Source organism: Streptomyces sp. CA-250714 (genome assembly GCF_050936705.1).
Lineage (GTDB): Bacteria > Actinomycetota > Actinomycetes > Streptomycetales > Streptomycetaceae > Streptomyces.
In genome coordinates, this window is record NZ_JBNJMI010000003.1 from 1 (window position 1) to 14,454 (window position 14,454).

At 68.8% G+C, this 14,454-nt stretch carries 17 protein-coding genes and 1 pseudogene; 13 read left to right on the forward strand and 5 right to left on the reverse strand.

What is annotated here, in order from left to right; all coding sequences use genetic code 11:
• Positions 1 to 384 precede the first annotated feature (384 nt).
• From ACQEU8_RS35665 to ACQEU8_RS35720, 12 genes and pseudogenes are all read left to right on the forward strand, one after another.
• A complete protein-coding gene (locus tag ACQEU8_RS35665; RefSeq protein WP_433095611.1) occupies positions 385 to 810 on the forward strand; it encodes an ATP/GTP-binding protein in 426 nt (141 codons plus the stop codon).
• A gap of 83 nt (positions 811 to 893) precedes the next feature.
• Positions 894 to 1,532 (forward strand): SAF domain-containing protein, encoded by a 639-nt coding sequence (locus tag ACQEU8_RS35670; protein ID WP_433108989.1) that lies wholly within the window; start codon positions 894 to 896, stop codon positions 1,530 to 1,532.
• Positions 1,526 to 2,428: a hypothetical protein gene (locus ACQEU8_RS35675; RefSeq protein WP_433108991.1), complete on the forward strand. Its 903-nt coding sequence runs from the start codon at positions 1,526 to 1,528 to the stop codon at positions 2,426 to 2,428. The genes ACQEU8_RS35670 and ACQEU8_RS35675 overlap by 7 nt, the downstream gene beginning before the upstream one ends.
• Positions 2,421 to 4,007, forward strand: a complete 1,587-nt coding sequence (locus ACQEU8_RS35680) for a CpaF family protein (RefSeq protein ID WP_433108993.1) — start codon at positions 2,421 to 2,423, stop codon at positions 4,005 to 4,007. The genes ACQEU8_RS35675 and ACQEU8_RS35680 overlap by 8 nt, the downstream gene beginning before the upstream one ends.
• A gap of 75 nt (positions 4,008 to 4,082) precedes the next feature.
• The gene (locus tag ACQEU8_RS35685; protein ID WP_433108995.1) at positions 4,083 to 4,715 is read left to right on the forward strand and encodes a type II secretion system F family protein; all 633 of its coding nucleotides are present in this window, start codon (positions 4,083 to 4,085) and stop codon (positions 4,713 to 4,715) included.
• A 57-nt stretch (positions 4,716 to 4,772) separates the two neighbouring features.
• Positions 4,773 to 4,901, forward strand: a complete 129-nt coding sequence (locus ACQEU8_RS35690) for a hypothetical protein (protein ID WP_433108997.1) — start codon at positions 4,773 to 4,775, stop codon at positions 4,899 to 4,901.
• 41 nt (positions 4,902 to 4,942) lie between these two features.
• A complete protein-coding gene (locus tag ACQEU8_RS35695) occupies positions 4,943 to 5,140 on the forward strand; it encodes a hypothetical protein (RefSeq protein WP_433095619.1) in 198 nt (65 codons plus the stop codon).
• 32 nt (positions 5,141 to 5,172) lie between these two features.
• On the forward strand, positions 5,173 to 5,511 hold the full coding sequence (locus ACQEU8_RS35700; RefSeq protein ID WP_433102064.1) for a TadE/TadG family type IV pilus assembly protein: 339 nt from the start codon (positions 5,173 to 5,175) through the stop codon (positions 5,509 to 5,511).
• The gene (locus ACQEU8_RS35705) at positions 5,508 to 5,993 is read left to right on the forward strand and encodes a TadE/TadG family type IV pilus assembly protein (RefSeq protein WP_433095620.1); all 486 of its coding nucleotides are present in this window, start codon (positions 5,508 to 5,510) and stop codon (positions 5,991 to 5,993) included. Before ACQEU8_RS35700 ends, ACQEU8_RS35705 begins: the two co-directional genes overlap by 4 nt.
• The gene (locus ACQEU8_RS35710; RefSeq protein WP_433095621.1) at positions 5,993 to 6,442 is read left to right on the forward strand and encodes a TadE/TadG family type IV pilus assembly protein; all 450 of its coding nucleotides are present in this window, start codon (positions 5,993 to 5,995) and stop codon (positions 6,440 to 6,442) included. The genes ACQEU8_RS35705 and ACQEU8_RS35710 overlap by 1 nt, the downstream gene beginning before the upstream one ends.
• Before the next feature lie 749 nt (positions 6,443 to 7,191).
• A complete protein-coding gene (locus ACQEU8_RS35715; RefSeq protein ID WP_433108999.1) occupies positions 7,192 to 9,762 on the forward strand; it encodes a BTAD domain-containing putative transcriptional regulator in 2,571 nt (856 codons plus the stop codon).
• Between the two features lie 117 nt (positions 9,763 to 9,879).
• Positions 9,880 to 10,345 (forward strand): annotated as a pseudogene (locus ACQEU8_RS35720) (IS5/IS1182 family transposase); the annotation flags it as partial.
• Positions 10,346 to 10,496: 151 nt separating this feature from the next.
• Here ACQEU8_RS35720 and ACQEU8_RS35725 read toward each other — a convergent pair.
• Positions 10,497 to 10,886, reverse strand: coding sequence for a hypothetical protein (locus tag ACQEU8_RS35725; protein ID WP_433109001.1), 390 nt, complete (start codon positions 10,884 to 10,886; stop codon positions 10,497 to 10,499).
• Between the two features lie 2 nt (positions 10,887 to 10,888).
• Here ACQEU8_RS35725 and ACQEU8_RS35730 point away from each other — a divergent pair, with 2 nt between their 5' ends.
• Complete coding sequence (locus ACQEU8_RS35730) at positions 10,889 to 11,185, forward strand: hypothetical protein (protein WP_433109003.1); 297 nt, start codon at positions 10,889 to 10,891, stop codon at positions 11,183 to 11,185.
• A gap of 145 nt (positions 11,186 to 11,330) precedes the next feature.
• Here the strand turns inward: ACQEU8_RS35730 and ACQEU8_RS35735 are convergent, their stop codons facing one another.
• The 4 genes from ACQEU8_RS35735 to ACQEU8_RS35750 form a co-directional block, all read right to left on the reverse strand.
• Entirely contained in the window at positions 11,331 to 11,552 is a 222-nt protein-coding gene (locus tag ACQEU8_RS35735; protein ID WP_433109005.1) for a hypothetical protein, read from the reverse strand.
• A gap of 117 nt (positions 11,553 to 11,669) precedes the next feature.
• The gene (locus ACQEU8_RS35740) at positions 11,670 to 11,831 is read right to left on the reverse strand and encodes a hypothetical protein (RefSeq protein WP_433109007.1); all 162 of its coding nucleotides are present in this window, start codon (positions 11,829 to 11,831) and stop codon (positions 11,670 to 11,672) included.
• Between the two features lie 413 nt (positions 11,832 to 12,244).
• Positions 12,245 to 12,871: a hypothetical protein gene (locus ACQEU8_RS35745; RefSeq protein WP_433109009.1), complete on the reverse strand. Its 627-nt coding sequence runs from the start codon at positions 12,869 to 12,871 to the stop codon at positions 12,245 to 12,247.
• Positions 12,868 to 13,761, reverse strand: a complete 894-nt coding sequence (locus ACQEU8_RS35750) for a peptidoglycan DD-metalloendopeptidase family protein (RefSeq protein WP_433109011.1) — start codon at positions 13,759 to 13,761, stop codon at positions 12,868 to 12,870. The genes ACQEU8_RS35745 and ACQEU8_RS35750 overlap by 4 nt, the downstream gene beginning before the upstream one ends.
• Between the last annotated feature and the right edge of the window lie 693 nt (positions 13,762 to 14,454).

Here is a 14,454-nt window from a genome sequence, read left to right on the forward strand (position 1 = left end):
CACCTTGCGTGCCCGGGAATCGGTCTGTCGGGTCTGGAAATCGGCCGGGGAAAAAGTTCCTGATTTTGTCTCAGGAAATGTTCTGTCAGGCGTGGAATTTTTCAGGGGGTGTCGCCTTCCCAGTCCCACTTAAGGAAATGGTGGGGCGGGGGCTGTAGAGGGCTCGGCCGCCGGGTCCGAACCGGCCGATCTCGGTTATCAGGCCCGCGCCGTCGGCCAACTCTGCCTCACTCTGGCCGGTGACATTGAGCAACAGCCCATCGAGCGGACCGCCCACCAACTCGCGGTAGGAGCGGCCGGGCGGGCATACGGGTACAGGTCATCGTGGTCACCGCCCTAGACCCGCCGGCGCGGCTGACTCATGCCGGGCATGCGTCCCACACGATGAGTCCGAAGCCGGATGGCGAGGGGCTGGTGGGCATGCCGGTGTGGCTGGCTGTCGATGAGAGTTCGAAGTCCTCGTTCGGCCCGACATCCGCCACTGCTTCGGCTGGCGGCGTCACCGTGACGGCGAAGGCCAAAGTGTCCCGTGTCGTGTGGAAGCTGGGTGACGGCGCCACACGGACTTGCACGGCCGGGCAGATGAAGCCGTACAAGAAGTCGTACGGGATGCGGGAGTCGGCCTGCGGTTACCGCTACCGCTCCTTGCCGGACAACGCCACCAATGGGCGCGGCACCTACAAGGTGACGGCGACCGCGTACTGGGACGTGGACTGGCAGGTCGAGGGCAGCGATGAGTCCGGTGAGCTGGACCAGACCCGTACGGCCCAGGCCGAGGCGACGTTCCGTGAGTCGCAGGCCGTCAACTAGCACCGCATGAGCAGCACGAGAGGTTGTTTTCTGTGAGTTCGACGACGCAGCTTCCCTCCCCTCCTCGCCAGCCTCCGGCTGAGTTGGCGCCGAGTACGGGTGGCCGGCGGAAGACGCCGATCCGGTGGTCGGGGCTGGCGCTGTGTGTGCTGCTGGCTGTGGTCGGGGCGCTGGTCGTGGTGGTGGCTGTCTCCCGCGCCGGTGACCGGGTCAGTGTTCTGGTGGTGTCCAAGGATGTGCCGGCTGGTGAGCGGCTGACCGGATCGGATGTGCAGGTGGCCTCCATTGCCAAGGATCCGGCTGTGGCCACGCTCGACTCCTCACAGCGGGCTTCGGTGGTGGGCAAGCGGGTGGCGGTCGATCTGCGCAAGGGCAGCCTGCTGTCTGATGCTCAGCTGACCCCGGGCGGTGGGTTGGGAGATGACCAGCAGTTGGTCGGGGTGGAGGTGAAGCGGGGCCAGGCGCCGCGGAACGCGTTGAAGCCCGGCGACAGGGTGCTGGCGGTGACGATTCCCGCGCAGGGCGAGGATGTCTCCTCCGGTGAGACGGCCAAGGATCCCGAGAGTGTGGAGGCGCAGGTTGTCTCGGTCGGCCCTCCGGACGCTTCGGGGGCGATGACGGTCAACGTGGCCGTGGACCCGTCGGAGGGGCCAGGGTTGCGGCGAAGGCCGCCGCCAAGCAGCTGGCGCTCGTGCGTGAGCCGAGGAGCTGAGCGATGCTGACTGCACTGGTGTCCGCCAAGAGCGACGGCGTGACGACGTCGGCCACCGCTATGGCCTTGGCCAGCTCGCGCCCCGTGCTGCTGGCCGAGTTGGATTTGAGTGGCGGAACGTTGCGGCATGGTCTGCTGCGTCATGCTCCTTCCGGTGAGGGCCGGGTGCTGGATGGGCGGATCGGACTGCACCGTCTTCCCCGCGCGGACTGGGCCCGGGGGGAGAGTGAGTCTCTTGCGCCTGCGGTGGATGAGAATTTGTGGCCGCTGGACGGGTCGGACAGCCGTGTGGTCTTGCCGGGGCTGACCAGCCCTGCGCAGGCGCCGTCCCTGGCCCACACGTGGCCGGAGCTGATCAACGTGATGCAGCTGTCCGACCAGCAGCACGGCTTCGATGTGCTCGCCGACTGCGGGCGGCTTGTGGTCGACCGCGGTCGCCTGCATGCGGAGCTCAACCCTGTCCAGGTGCTTCAGCAGGCCGATGTGGTGCTGCTGGTGGTCCGCACCACCGAGGCGTCCGTGGCTCTGGCTCATCCTGCGGTGCAGGTGCTGCGACAGGAGCTGACCGCCGGGGATGACGCGGCTTTGGGGCTGCTGGTGATCGAGGACGGCACCTATCCGGCCCAGGAGGTTGCCGACGCGCTGGGGGTTGCGCTGCGGGCGGTGCTGCCGTTCGAGCCGCGTGAGGCCGACTATGTGACGGCCGGGGGGCATCCGCCGCGTGGCTTCATCCGCTCGAAGCTGATGCGGGCGGCCCGTTCCTACGGTGACCAGGTGCGCGAGCACGCGCACCGCCGTCGCCTGCACATCCGTATGGGCGCGGCGCAGGCGATGTCGCCGCAGGTGGCGTCGGTGGCCCAGCGGGTGGCGGCGCAGCGTGGTGCGGGGGTGCGCTCCCATGGCTGAGACCCGGGTCAACGGCCATACGCCTGCGCAGCGGCATACGCGGCTGGGAGAGATGCTCGCCGCCCAGGGCGCCGGCCATCCCGAGCCGCCCGTCGCTCCCCTTCCCCGCCCTGCCGGGCCGAGCGGCGGGGAGGGCGGCGCCGGTGTGGCTGAGGCTGCGAAGCCGCTGGGGGAGATGCCTGGTGCGCTGCCGGTGGCCTGGGAAGTGGTGCAGCGGCTGCGGGAGCAGGTCTCCGATGACCTGGAGGACATCAAGAAGAAGCACCAGGCCGCGAAAAGCTCTGCGTTGAGCGCTGCGGATGAGCGGCAGGCCGCCCAGGCGGCGGTGCATGAGCGGGTTGCTGCGGCTGCGGCCGAGCATGTGGCGCAGCCAGGGCGTGAGCCGTGGACGCCGGAGCAGGTGAAGGCCCTGCGTAAGGCGGTGCTGGATGCGTTGTTCCTGGCCGGGCCGATTCAGCAGGTGCTGGAGTGGCCGGGGGTGGAGGACGTCGTGATCGACCGCCGGATGGTGGTCGACTTCACTGACCGGCCGCGTCAGGAGTTCACCAGCCCGTTCACGGACGAGGAAGCGAAGATCGACTGGGTGAACCAGATGTGTGCCCGCTCCGGGCACCGGGCCGGGCAGCTGTCGCCGTCCCGGCCGATGGTCGACTTCGATCTGCCGGACGGATCTCGCGGTTCTGCGACGCTGCTGTCGCCGAACGCCGCAACGGTGGCGCTGCGCCGGCACCGGGTGGAGAAGGCGAGCCTGCGGGAGCTGGTGGACTGGGGCACGCTCGATGGGGTCCTGGCCAACTTCCTGGCTGCCGCGGTCAAGGCACGGTTCAACATCCTGGTCGCCGGTGACATGGGCCGGGGGAAGACGACGCTGATGCGGGCACTGTCCCGCTTCATCCCGGCCCGGGAGCGTGTTGCCACTCTGGAGGATGTGCTGGAGCTGCGGCTGGACCAGTTCACCGACGGGCCCCACGCGCTCAGTTTCCAATCGCGGCAGTCCAACGGCGAGCGGGACAGCAACGGCAACCTGATCGGTGAGGTCACTATCGCGGACATGGTGCCGATGGCGCTGCGCTACCGCGCCGACCGGCTCATGGTCGGTGAGGTCCGCTCCACCGAAGCTGTGCCCATGCTGGAGGCGATGGTCTCCGGCGGTGCCGGGTCGATGTGCACGATCCACGCGGTGAGCCCGGATGAGGTGATCGAGCGGCTGATGGTGCCGGTCACCCGGGCGGGGCTGAGTGACACCGCCGCTTACCGGCTGATCGCCAGCGCCATCGACCTGGTGGTGTACGTGGACGGCATCGATGAGCGCGACAAGGTCGACCAGCAGGGCAACCCTGGCCGGCTGCACCGGTTTGTTTCGCACGTGACGGAGGTGACCGGCCGCGGCGAGGGCAGCGGCGTGGCCACCGGCACCGTCTTCGCCCCCAAGGGGGAAGATCCGCGGGCACGTTGGGCGAACGGGCTGACCGAGCGGCGCTGGCTGCGGCTGCTGAGCGAGGGCAGGTTCGACAAGCGCTGGGTGGAGAAGTACGCGGCCGGGACCTGGCCCGAGCTGAAGCTGGTGGTGCTGCGATGAGCACCTGGAGCATGCTGGCCGGCCTGGGCGCTGCCCTCGTCGTCCTGGGAGTGTGCGGCGCTATCGCCGTAGGGCGTGGCTGGAGCCCGGCACTGGCGCGGCAGGGGGCTGCGGCACCGCGGGCAGCGCGCGATGGATGAGTTGCCGCCGCGCTGGCGGGACAATTACCGCTATCTGCTGGTTGCCGCGGCGGTGGCCGGGGTGGGTATGTGGGTGTGGACCGGGTGGCCCATCCACGGGCTGATGACCGCCGGGGCCTTGGCGGGGCTGCCGTTCCTGCTGCACCCGGGCGGCTCGGCACAGCGGCGCATCGCACGGCTGGACGCGCTGGCGCAGTGGCTGCACCAGCTTGCGAGTATCCACATCGCCGGCACCTCGCTGGAGCAGACGATCGCCGCCTCGGTCGGCCGAGCACCCACGGTTCTGCGCGAGCCGGTCGCCGCCGCAGCGGTACGTCTGCAACAGGGCGTGACACCACGGGAGGTGTATGCGCTCCTGGCCGATGACCTTGGTGATACGGCCGGAGATGAAGTGGCGCTGCTGCTGATGGAGCACGCTGAAGGGCGCGGACCCGGCTTGTCGGCGGCACTGAGCGCGGCCGCGCAGAGCGCCGGGGCTCAGGCGAAGACTTCCGGGCGGTCGACGCGGACCGGGCCAAGGTGCGGGGCAACGCGCGGTGGGTGTCGCTGTTCACGCTGCTGGTGGTGACGGTGTGCATGCTCAACACCGTCTACACCGAGCCGTACGCCTCTGCAGTGGGCGTCGTTGCAGTCCGCCCGCAAGGCGGAAGCGAACCAGGCCAGCGAGCGGATGGTGCTGCCGGTTCTGGCTGTGGCCTTCGTGATGGTGCTGTTCGTCGGCGGACCGGCCTTCGTCCGGATCCTGCAGGTGTGACCGCATGTTGACTTCGAAGAACAATGCACGAGGAGGACGTTGTGACAACGTGGTGGAACCGGATCAGTCAGGCTGCCCGGACCCGTATCCAGGCAGTGCGGGGGCGTCTGTCGGATGCCGGATACAGCGTCATGGAATGGGTGTTCATCACTGCCGCCGGTGCCACGGTCGCCGCGCTGATCTACGCCGCCATCAACACGAAGGTCCTGGAAAAGATCAACGTCATCAAGGGCAGCTGACCGGTCGCTGGTGGCGGCAGGACCAGGGGAACATCGAAGTCAGCGTCGCCGCCATCATCGCGCTGATGCTGCTGTTCTTGCTGATCCAGGGCGGGCTGTGGCTGCACGGCCGCTCCGTAGCCCAGCACGCCGCCCAGCAGGGCGCCGATGCCGGACGCTCCTACACCGCACAGCGCGGAGACGCGGCCGAGGCCGCCGAGCGGTTCGTCGCCAAGATGGGCGGCAGCCTGCAATCCCACTCCGTATCGGTCGAGACCCACGGCGGGCAGATCGCCGTCACGGTACGCGGCGAAATCTCCAGCCTGGTGCCGGGAGTGCCGCTCCACGTCGAGCAACGGGTGCAGGCACCGGTCGAGGAGTGGACCGAATGAGGGCCCGTCCATGGCCGCGTGCCACCCGACTCCGCAGGCTGCGGTGGCGGGGCAACCGGCGGGCGTGGGACCGGGGCAGTGCCGCGTTGAGTACGGCGATCTGCGTGCCGGTGGTGTTCATGCTGCTGGGCCTGGCCGTGGCCGGCGGACGCATCGTCCTCGCCAAAGGCGCGGCCGAGGCCGCCGCCCGCGCGGCGGCACGCACCGCATCCCTGGAGCGGTCCCCCGCCGAGGCAGAGACCAAGGCGCGCTCTGCGGCGTTGACGAGCCTGCAAGACTCCGGGGTGCGCTGCGCCAGCCTCTCGGTGAGCATCGACACCGCGGGGCTGGATACGCCGGTGGGGCAGACCTCCACGGTGGAGGCCACCGTCATCTGCGCCGCGCGACTGGACGACGTCGCCCTTCCTGGCCTGCCCGGCTCCAAGAACTTGGAGGCGACGATGACCAGCGTCGTGGACCGCTACCGCGGCCGGAGCGGCTGATGCACCACGAGACTTCCCGCTACCTCAAGGTGCTGCGTTCCCGCATGGGGGACCGTGGCGGGCTGGAGCTGCTGTATGCGGGGATGGCGCTGGTCGGCTTCCTGATCATCGGTCTGGTGGTCGATGGCGGGGGCGCGTTGGATGCCAAGTCCCATGCCGACTACGTCGCCCAGGAAGCCGCCCGGGCCGGCGCGCAGGAGATCGACGCCAGCCAGGCCATCCCGGGAGATGCCATCGTGGTCGACCCGGAGGCCGCCCGCCAGGCGGCCACCTCCTATCTCGACGCTCAGGGCGTCTCGGGCAGCGTGCGGGTGGGCGATGACGGACAGACGCTGACCGTGCACGTGACCGAGACCTACGATGCCGTCTTCACCTCACTGATCGGCGCGGGATCGATCCGTGTCGACGGTGACGGCACCGCCACGCTGATCCACCGGCCCGGAGGCTGACACTCATGCCCTCGCACCACGCCGTCCCTCCCGCGGGCTCCGCTTCGTCAAGGCCCTGGTTGCCCTGGCCGGTATGGCGATCCTCTTGGTGGGCATCCCAGTCGCGCTATGGGAGTTCGGGCAGCTCCCTCAGCGGTGGACGTCACCCGCCGAGTGGGGCGCGGTACTGATGCAGCCGGACGACGGCTCCTTGCTCGTCAGCGTGCTGACCGTGGCGGGTTGGCTGCTGTGGGCGTGGCTGGCCCTGCCGCTGCTGGTGGAGACCGGCGCGCTGCTCACCCGCCGGGTTGCCCCCCGCCTGCCGGGCCTGGCCACTCCACAGCGGTTGGCCTCCTACCTGGTGGGGGCGCTGCTGGCAGCCTCCCCAGTGGCTGCCAGCGCGGCCACCCCGGCCGCAGCAGCCGTTGCGGCTGTGCCGCACTCCGACGGAGCCAGCCATCCGGATAACTCGTCGTCGCAGGCGGCTGATACAGCAGCGCGCGAGGACAGTGAGCCGGTGCACCGGGTCACGACGGACAACCCCACCCTGTGGGGCATCGCCAAGGAGCGGCTGGGCGATGGTTCACGGTGGAAAGACATCCAGGCCCTCAACCCCGGACTGGAGCAGGGCGAGGAGCTGCCCGAGGGCACGGTGCTGAAGATGCCATCGGACACCCCGGCGCTGAAGGCGCAGACGTCGAAGCCCCGCGGGCAAGGGGGAGGCCGCGGGCGAGAAGCCCGAGACGTACACGGTCGAGTCCGGGGACACGTTGTGGGGCGTTGCCGACAGCCAGCTCGGAGATCCGACCAAGTGGCGGCAGATCGCGGAGGACAACCGCGATGTGGTTTCCGACCCGAACGTGATTCACCCCGGCGACAAGCTCGCCCTCCCCTCCCAGCAGGCCACGCCCCCCGGCCAGGACACCCCGCCGCCCCCTCCGGAGAAGAAGCCGCAGAAGCAGGACCAGGACAAGGGCGAGAATCAAGGTCAGGACACGAAGCACGAGACACCGGACAAGCAGGTCCCGGCTCCCGACCGCGAACAGACCCCCGACTCGCCACACAAGGATTTGTCGCCCGAGCCGTCCCCAAGCCGGGAGCATGCCTCGAAAGCTTCCGCTGATGCCCCTGACACCACGGACACGGGAGCGGCAGTCTCAACTCTCATGGTGACCGGAGGCGTTGTAGCTGCCGGCGTGATCGGTGGGCTGTTCGTCCGCCGCGCGCTCCAGCAGCGGCGCCGACGCCGCGGCCGTCGCATCCCAATGCCGCAAGGCAAGGCGGCGCAGACCGAGGCGGACCTGCGGGCAGCCGAACCACTCGTGGACCTGCAGCTGCTGGCACAGGTGCTGCGTACCGCCGCCGCGCACCTCGCTGAGGAAGAGCGCCCCTTCCCGACCGTGCGCGCCGTGGTGTTGGGGCGCACGATCGACCTGTACCTGGGCGAGAGCGCGCCCCCGGGCGCGCCGTTCGCGGCGGCCGGGAACTTGGAGCGGTGGACGTGCCCGGTCACCACGAAGGAACTGCTGAGCGCCGACGAACTGGACGAGGTGGACCTCCCGTTGCCGGGCCTGGTCACCCTGGGCGCCACTGCCGAGGACCAGCGGCTGGTGCTGGTCGACTTGGAGAGCATCGGTGTGCTGCATCTGACCGGGCCCGCTCGCCACGTGGTCGCGCGGAGCCTGGCGGTGGAGCTGGCGCTGACGCCACTTGCCGATGCAGTCGAAGTGCAGCTCTCCGAGGACCTTGCTCCCGGCCTGGCCAGTGTGTGCGAACGGCTGACCTCCCACCAGGAACTGAGCGAGGACGTCGTCGGTGCGCTCCGCGCTCACCATGCCGAGCAGCAGCGGGCGCTGACCGTGCTGGGTGTGGAGTCGCTGCGCGCAGCCCGGCTGACCGCCGCGGGCGCCGGCGGCTGGACCCCACACGTCGTGCTGGCCGATGCCGGAGCGGATCCTGCCGCAGCGGCCACGGTCGGAGAGGTAGCGAGGCAGGAACCGCGCACGGCCACGGCCGTCATCATCACCGCTGAGGAGCACGCCGACGCGGGGGAGGATGACACCGGCTGGAGCCTGCACACGTCCGTCGACGGGGCGGTGGTCGTCGTACCGGGAACGGAGGTGGCGTGCGTCCCTCACGTAATCGGCGACGAGGACTACCAGGACATCGTGGAACTGCTCGCCACCGCCGACGCGGACCAGGACGAGCCAGCCCGCGAGCAGGGTAGGCCGGATCCGCTGCCCCGCCTGGATGTCTCCGTCTTCCCCGAAGGGGAGATGCCCCGGCCGCGGCCCGGCGACATTGAACAGCCCAGGACAAAAGCAGACGAAGGAGACGAGGAAGGCCCCCAGCCCTCCCCCGCACCCGAAAACCGACAGGCGGGCACGCCGCAGCCGAACGTGATCGCGCAGCTGGCCGACCTGGGCCTGGCCGAACCTGCGGAAGGAGACAAGGAAGGCGCGGCAGCTGACGAGCCCACCGCCCGGCCCGGCGCCACTCCCCTGACTTCCGAGCCAGCGCCGACCTCCGGATCGGACGACAGCAAGGACGCTCCCGACCTGGCCACGACGCAGCCCCCGGCCGCACCGACGTCGTCCCATGACGAGGCGTCGGTGCTGGTACGGGTGCTGGGCAGCGTGGAGATTGAGGGGGCCCGCGGCAAGGTCGAGACCAAACGCCGACGGGCGGCAACGGAGCTGGTCGCGTTCCTCGCCTGCAACCGCGGCGTGGAGCGGCCCGTGATCGAAGAGGCGTTGTGGCGGGGACGCAGCGTGCAGCGCCGCACCGTCACCGAGCTGATCAGCCGCACTCGGGGCTGGCTGGGCACCCGCCCGGACGGCAGCTACTTCTTCCCCGTCATCGCCGACGCCGACTCCCGGTACTCGCTTGAGGGAGTGAGCCTGGACTGGAAGCAGTTCCAGGAACTGGCCGCGTACGGGGAACGCACCAGCGGAGAGCAGGGCACCAGGGCGCTGCGCCAGGCCCTGGAGCTGGTCCGGGGACGTCCGTTCGCGGGAGTTCCGCCCTTCCGGTACGGGTGGGCGGAGCCGCTGATCCAGGACATGATCTCCGAGATCGTCGACGCTGCTGAAATCCTCGCCGAGCGGTACATGGTCCAGGGCAGGGCCCGGGAAGCGCTGTGGGCTGCGGTCAAGGGCCTTGAGGCGGCGCCGGAGGCCGAGCAGCTGCGGCGCCACCAGTTCACCGCACTGCACGCGCTGGGCGACATGGACAGCTTGCAACGGGCCGTGGCCGAACTGGACGCGCTCAACGACGCGCTCGGTGTGGAAGCAGACGAGGCCACGCTGGAGACGCTGCGGAATCTGATGAGCAGTGCCTGACCGTCAGGTTCGCGGCACCACCACCACGTCGAGAAGTACTCGGAGCCGCCCCCAGCATCGAACCCTGGGGAAACGCGGAGCCATCCTGCTCTCCCATAGATTGGCCAGTCGCCGTGAGGCGAGGCAACAGGGCCAACCCCGCGGACGCGGGGAGCACAAACGGGACCCCGGCGCACCCCGGATACAGCTCGGGGCCATCCCCCCGCGTGCGGGGATGGCCCCTCCTCGCTACTCGCCCCGACCCTGGACCGGCTGGCGGACCTCGGACCGCTCCCCGATGACATCACCGTGCACCTGGACGCTGGCTACGACTCGGACAATACCCGGACCGAACTCGCCGCCCGCAACCTGAACGGCCGCATCGCGCACAAGGGCGCGAAGGCGCAGGTCCAGGCGAGCTGGCGATGGCAAGCCGAGCGCACCAACGCCTGGCAGAACGCCTTCCACCGGCTCGCCCGCTGCTACGAACGCCGCGCCACGATCAACGATGCCTTCTTCGACCTCGCCGACACGATCATCACCGTCCGTAGCCTGATCCACTGGTCTTTGCCCTCACCGCTGGGACGACCAGCCCCGACAACGTCACTGGCGGTACCAATCTGCGCGAGCTTCTAAGGGGTGGTCCAGCTCGTTCGACGCGGACACGAGCAGGCACGCAGTCCCCGAAACCCCAGGGCCTTTGCCGCTGCTCACACAGCCAGTAGCGGCGCCCGCCGACATACGGCCCGCGTAGGTCAAGAGGGGGCGTAGCCTTGCAAACCGCCCAGGAAGCCCCACCACGTTCGTCCCCGATACGACTCCTGTGCCTCCTCTCCGCGCAGTACCGTAGAGGCGTCCATCACCCAAGGGGAGGCACCGTGAGCGCCCAGCCAGAACACCCCGCGGACCCGCGCGTCCACCCGATCCCCCGCACCATCGACGCTGTAGCTGGTGCCCTGACCGGCGCCAAGCGCATGGATTTCTACCGCGAGATCGGACAAGCCGAAGGTGACGAGCTCACCAGCACTCTGGACAAGTGGTGGATCGAGGCGATCGCTGACAGCCGGCCTGGCCGGGAACAGCGGCTCGCTGACACTGATGCAGGACGTCACCTCACCCGACTCCCCGATCTTGTAGGAGACCACGGGTGAGCACCCCGGACCGTCCCGGCTGGACGATCTACTGCAATGAGGACTCCGCCACAGTCTTAGAGGCCATGCGCCGCTGCGGAGAGACCGAACTCCACGACCAGCTTGTGCGGTTCCTCCAAGCCCGGGCCCTTGAGGCTGGCGCCGCCGCCGACGCAGACAAACCTCTCCCCGGCCTCCCCATGGGCGACGGCCGCTACAACATCGACGTGCCCAGGCTTCCCGTGCTCATCAGCTACACCCGATACCCCGGGCTCCGCGAGTTCCGTGTAACCGACCTGATCTGGCTCTTCTGACCCCCAACCCTCCGCAGGACGACCGCCCTGCGGGCCAGGCCAACACCGACGCCACCGCGCGCCCCTCGGCCATCAAGCCGACACAAGACGCCGCATCTCTCCCTCGCCCCGGCGAAACCATGCCTGACCAGCAGAAACCAAACGATCACGTTCGGCCGAGACACGGCTGCTGAAGGCAAGGCAGCCGCCTGGGCCCGCCCGGGGGCATCGGGGAGCGACGGTCGCCGTGGTGGGCGACCAGTACCGCCGCCCCGGACAGAGCGACTGTCAGCGACGGCTGGAGCGCGGGGCGGCGGTAGGCGGCGTAACTGAGCGCGTCGGCGTACAACAGGCCGACCAGTAGCAGCACAACCAGCAAAGGAAGCATGGACGTTCAGGGCTTCTCCTCAGGGAGTCAGCCACACCGGCGCGGTCGGCGTGTCCTCCGCTGACTGACCGTACCGCCCGGGAGCGCGGTAGCCGCCTCTGCGCGCTTCGTGGTCTGTCATTGAGGTTCCAGCAGGCTGCGGCCCGGCGCTTCGTTCATGTAGCCGTCGTCGTGTCCGTCGATGAGGTTGCTCATGTGGGTGGCCAGGCCCCAGGCGTCATAGACTGCGGCCACGATTTGCAGGAACTCCAGGTAGGCGAGTGCGTCCTGCTCGTCCATCTCCTTCTCAGTCAGTCGCTCCCAGTGGGCACTTTCCTGGGCGACCAGTGGGGTCAGTTCTGCACGTGTGAGCTGGTCAAGGTCTGCCCATGTCAGGTGCCGAAAGGACGTCATTGTCGTTCCTTCTCCTGCTGGTGTGCATGGTGGTGGAGGGGGCGCGCGGAACGTCGCTGCTTTGCGCGAGCGCGCTGTTCTCCCTTGACGGAGTATTCAGCGGCGTTGCTCTCGCCGTTTGCTGATGCGTCGGCCCCGAAACTCCTGCCAGCCCAACAGTGCTCACAACAGGGGTAGTTGAGGCGTATGTGGCTAGCTGTGAAGAGTGTTGCAAGAGGGAATGCCAGAAGCCAGGACGAAGGGGCACAGGTCGGTAACAGCTGTCGGCGGCTGCCGCGTCAGGCGTGCGTGGTGCGCGCTCATGGGGCGGCAGCGTCCTGAGCCTTGCGTACCAGCTTTCGCACGTGCCGGCTGAGGCGGCTGTTCTCGCCGGTGACTGCGATGAGCATGCCCAGGAGTTGCTTGCTGAGGGCGAGCCGGGCGGCGGGGTCGGTGATTTCGGTCCAGTGCCGTACCGCACGCTGGGCGCTGGCACGGGTGATCGTGTGGTGCATGCCCCACGCTGTTCCTTGGAGCTGGATTACGTGCAGGTCCCAGTGGGTTGCCGCTTGTGGGTCACCCTGCAGCCGGGCGATCCAGCCGCGTAGTTCCCGGATGCTGATGGTGTGGGTGTGTGCAGGGCCGTAGGTCGCGGTGGCTTCCTGGTCCAGACGTTCGGCCTGGATGGCGGCCCATGCCAGGCGCTGGGGGTCGTGCGGTGGCGTGAATGTCGCGGTGATGGCGGCGACGCGCTCGCGGTACTCCTCCGGGGGTGGCGGAGGCTGTTCCGTCTCAGCACCCGTGTTCGCCCCTGTGGTGGTGAGCACGGGGTAGGCGTGAGGCTGCTTACCCGGCAGCTCTCCGGCGGCTGAGGTGGCGGCTTGGTCGTCGGCCCAGAACTGCGCGGAAACGATCCCCCAGGGGGCGAACTGCGGTTCTCCCGTCACAGCTTCACCCCACGCTCACGCAGGAAGGGGACGGGGTTGATGTCCGACCCGTACTCCGGGCCGGTGCGGATCTCGAAGTGCAGGTGCGGGCCGGAAGTGTTGCCCGTGTCGCCGGAGAGGCCGATCTTCTGCCCTCCCTTGACGTGCTTGCCGGCGGAGACGGAGATCTTGGAGAGGTGGGCGTACTGGCTGTACGTGCCGTCCTGGTGCCTGATGACGACCTGGTTGCCGTACGCGCCGCCCTGGCCGGCCGTCTGCACGGTGCCGGGCCCGGCGGCCTTGACGGGTGTCCCCGTCGGGACGGTGAAGTCGACGCCGGTGTGCCGGCCGCTGGACCAGGCGCCGCCGGCCTGGCCGTACGGGGTTCCGAGCGCGCCTTCCACGGGCCGGGTCCACCCGGAGGTGGACAACTTACCGTCGGGGCCGGTCAGCGAAGCGACGTTGGACATGATGATCTTCACGTAGTTGTAGGTCTCGCCCTTCGCGAACGACTTGGGGGGCACCCCGCGGAACTGCTGCACCCGGCCCCAGCCGGCGTTGTAGCCCGCGAGGGCCAGTTCGATGGGGCTGCCGTCGTAGTCGGGGTGCTTCTTCGCCGTCGTCAGCAGCTTGCACATCATCTGGCCCTGCGCCGGTATCGCGTCCTCCGGGTCGAGGGGGTCCTTCTTGCCGTCGTTGTTGCCGTCCACGCCGGCGCCCTTGCTGCCGTTCTTGCCGTACCAGGTGTCCGGCATGAACTGGGCTATGCCCAGCGCGCCGGCGGAGCTCTTCCCCGGGTCGGCCTGGAAGCCTGACTCCTGCTTCAGCTGGGCAGCCAGAACACCCGCCGGCAGACCTGCCTTGCAACCCGCGACTGCTTTCTTGATGAGGCTCGCGTATTGGGCCGGCACGCCGTCCTCCCCGACCTTCAAAGAACCTGACCCCGACTCAGCTCCGCTGCTCGCGCTCCCACCTTCGCCGCCCTCAGCCGTCCCCACAAGGAGAAAGACCCCGAACGCCAGAGCAAGGACGAACGCGGCTACTCCGGCGCCGACACTTTGCGTAGTGCGAACGAAACTCAAACCGGTCATCCCCCCTTGAGCGGTTGGGCAGTCCCCCGGGCACCGCATGATGCACTCCGTCGCCAGGAAGCATCGAAGACCACGGGTTCGAGCCGCCCACATTCTCACATCCGTTTCGGGTGGCTATCCCGGGGGGATTCGTTACAGAGCAGTCACTGCTCCCGTTACAGCAAACACTGCTTAACCAACACAAATCCCCCATGTTGCCGTCGGAGTTCAACGCCTGGAACTATCCAGCCAGCGGGTGGAACCATGGAATGGTGGACAGACGTCACTGCCACCGCTATTGATGCCACTTCAGCGGGTTCTCCTAATAGAGTTGGGCGCGACTGCAATCCCCGGGGGAGTAAGTTGTCCAAGAGATCGTCAGCTCCGAAGCCACTCCCGGCGCACGCTCGTCTGCTCATACCCGTGTTGGGCAATGCGGGCGGAAGTGGCCGTTCCACCACAGCCGGCCTGCTGGCTGCGGTGTCCGCCTCCGCCGCGCCCTCAGTCGTCCTGGACACCGTTCCGCGAGCGGCC

Bases quoted from the DNA above. Each gene is read 5' to 3' on its own strand.
- ACQEU8_RS35735 (WP_433109005.1), bottom strand. From the start codon at position 11,552: ATGCTTCCTTTGCTGGTTGTGCTGCTACTGGTCGGCCTGTTGTACGCC.
- ACQEU8_RS35665 (WP_433095611.1), top strand. From the start codon at position 385: ATGAGTCCGAAGCCGGATGGCGAGGGGCTGGTGGGCATGCCGGTGTGG.
- ACQEU8_RS35710 (WP_433095621.1), top strand. From the start codon at position 5,993: ATGCACCACGAGACTTCCCGCTACCTCAAGGTGCTGCGTTCCCGCATG.
- ACQEU8_RS35705 (WP_433095620.1), top strand. From the start codon at position 5,508: ATGAGGGCCCGTCCATGGCCGCGTGCCACCCGACTCCGCAGGCTGCGG.
- ACQEU8_RS35680 (WP_433108993.1), top strand. From the start codon at position 2,421: ATGGCTGAGACCCGGGTCAACGGCCATACGCCTGCGCAGCGGCATACG.
- ACQEU8_RS35740 (WP_433109007.1), bottom strand. From the start codon at position 11,831: ATGGACGAGCAGGACGCACTCGCCTACCTGGAGTTCCTGCAAATCGTG.
- ACQEU8_RS35675 (WP_433108991.1), top strand. From the start codon at position 1,526: ATGCTGACTGCACTGGTGTCCGCCAAGAGCGACGGCGTGACGACGTCG.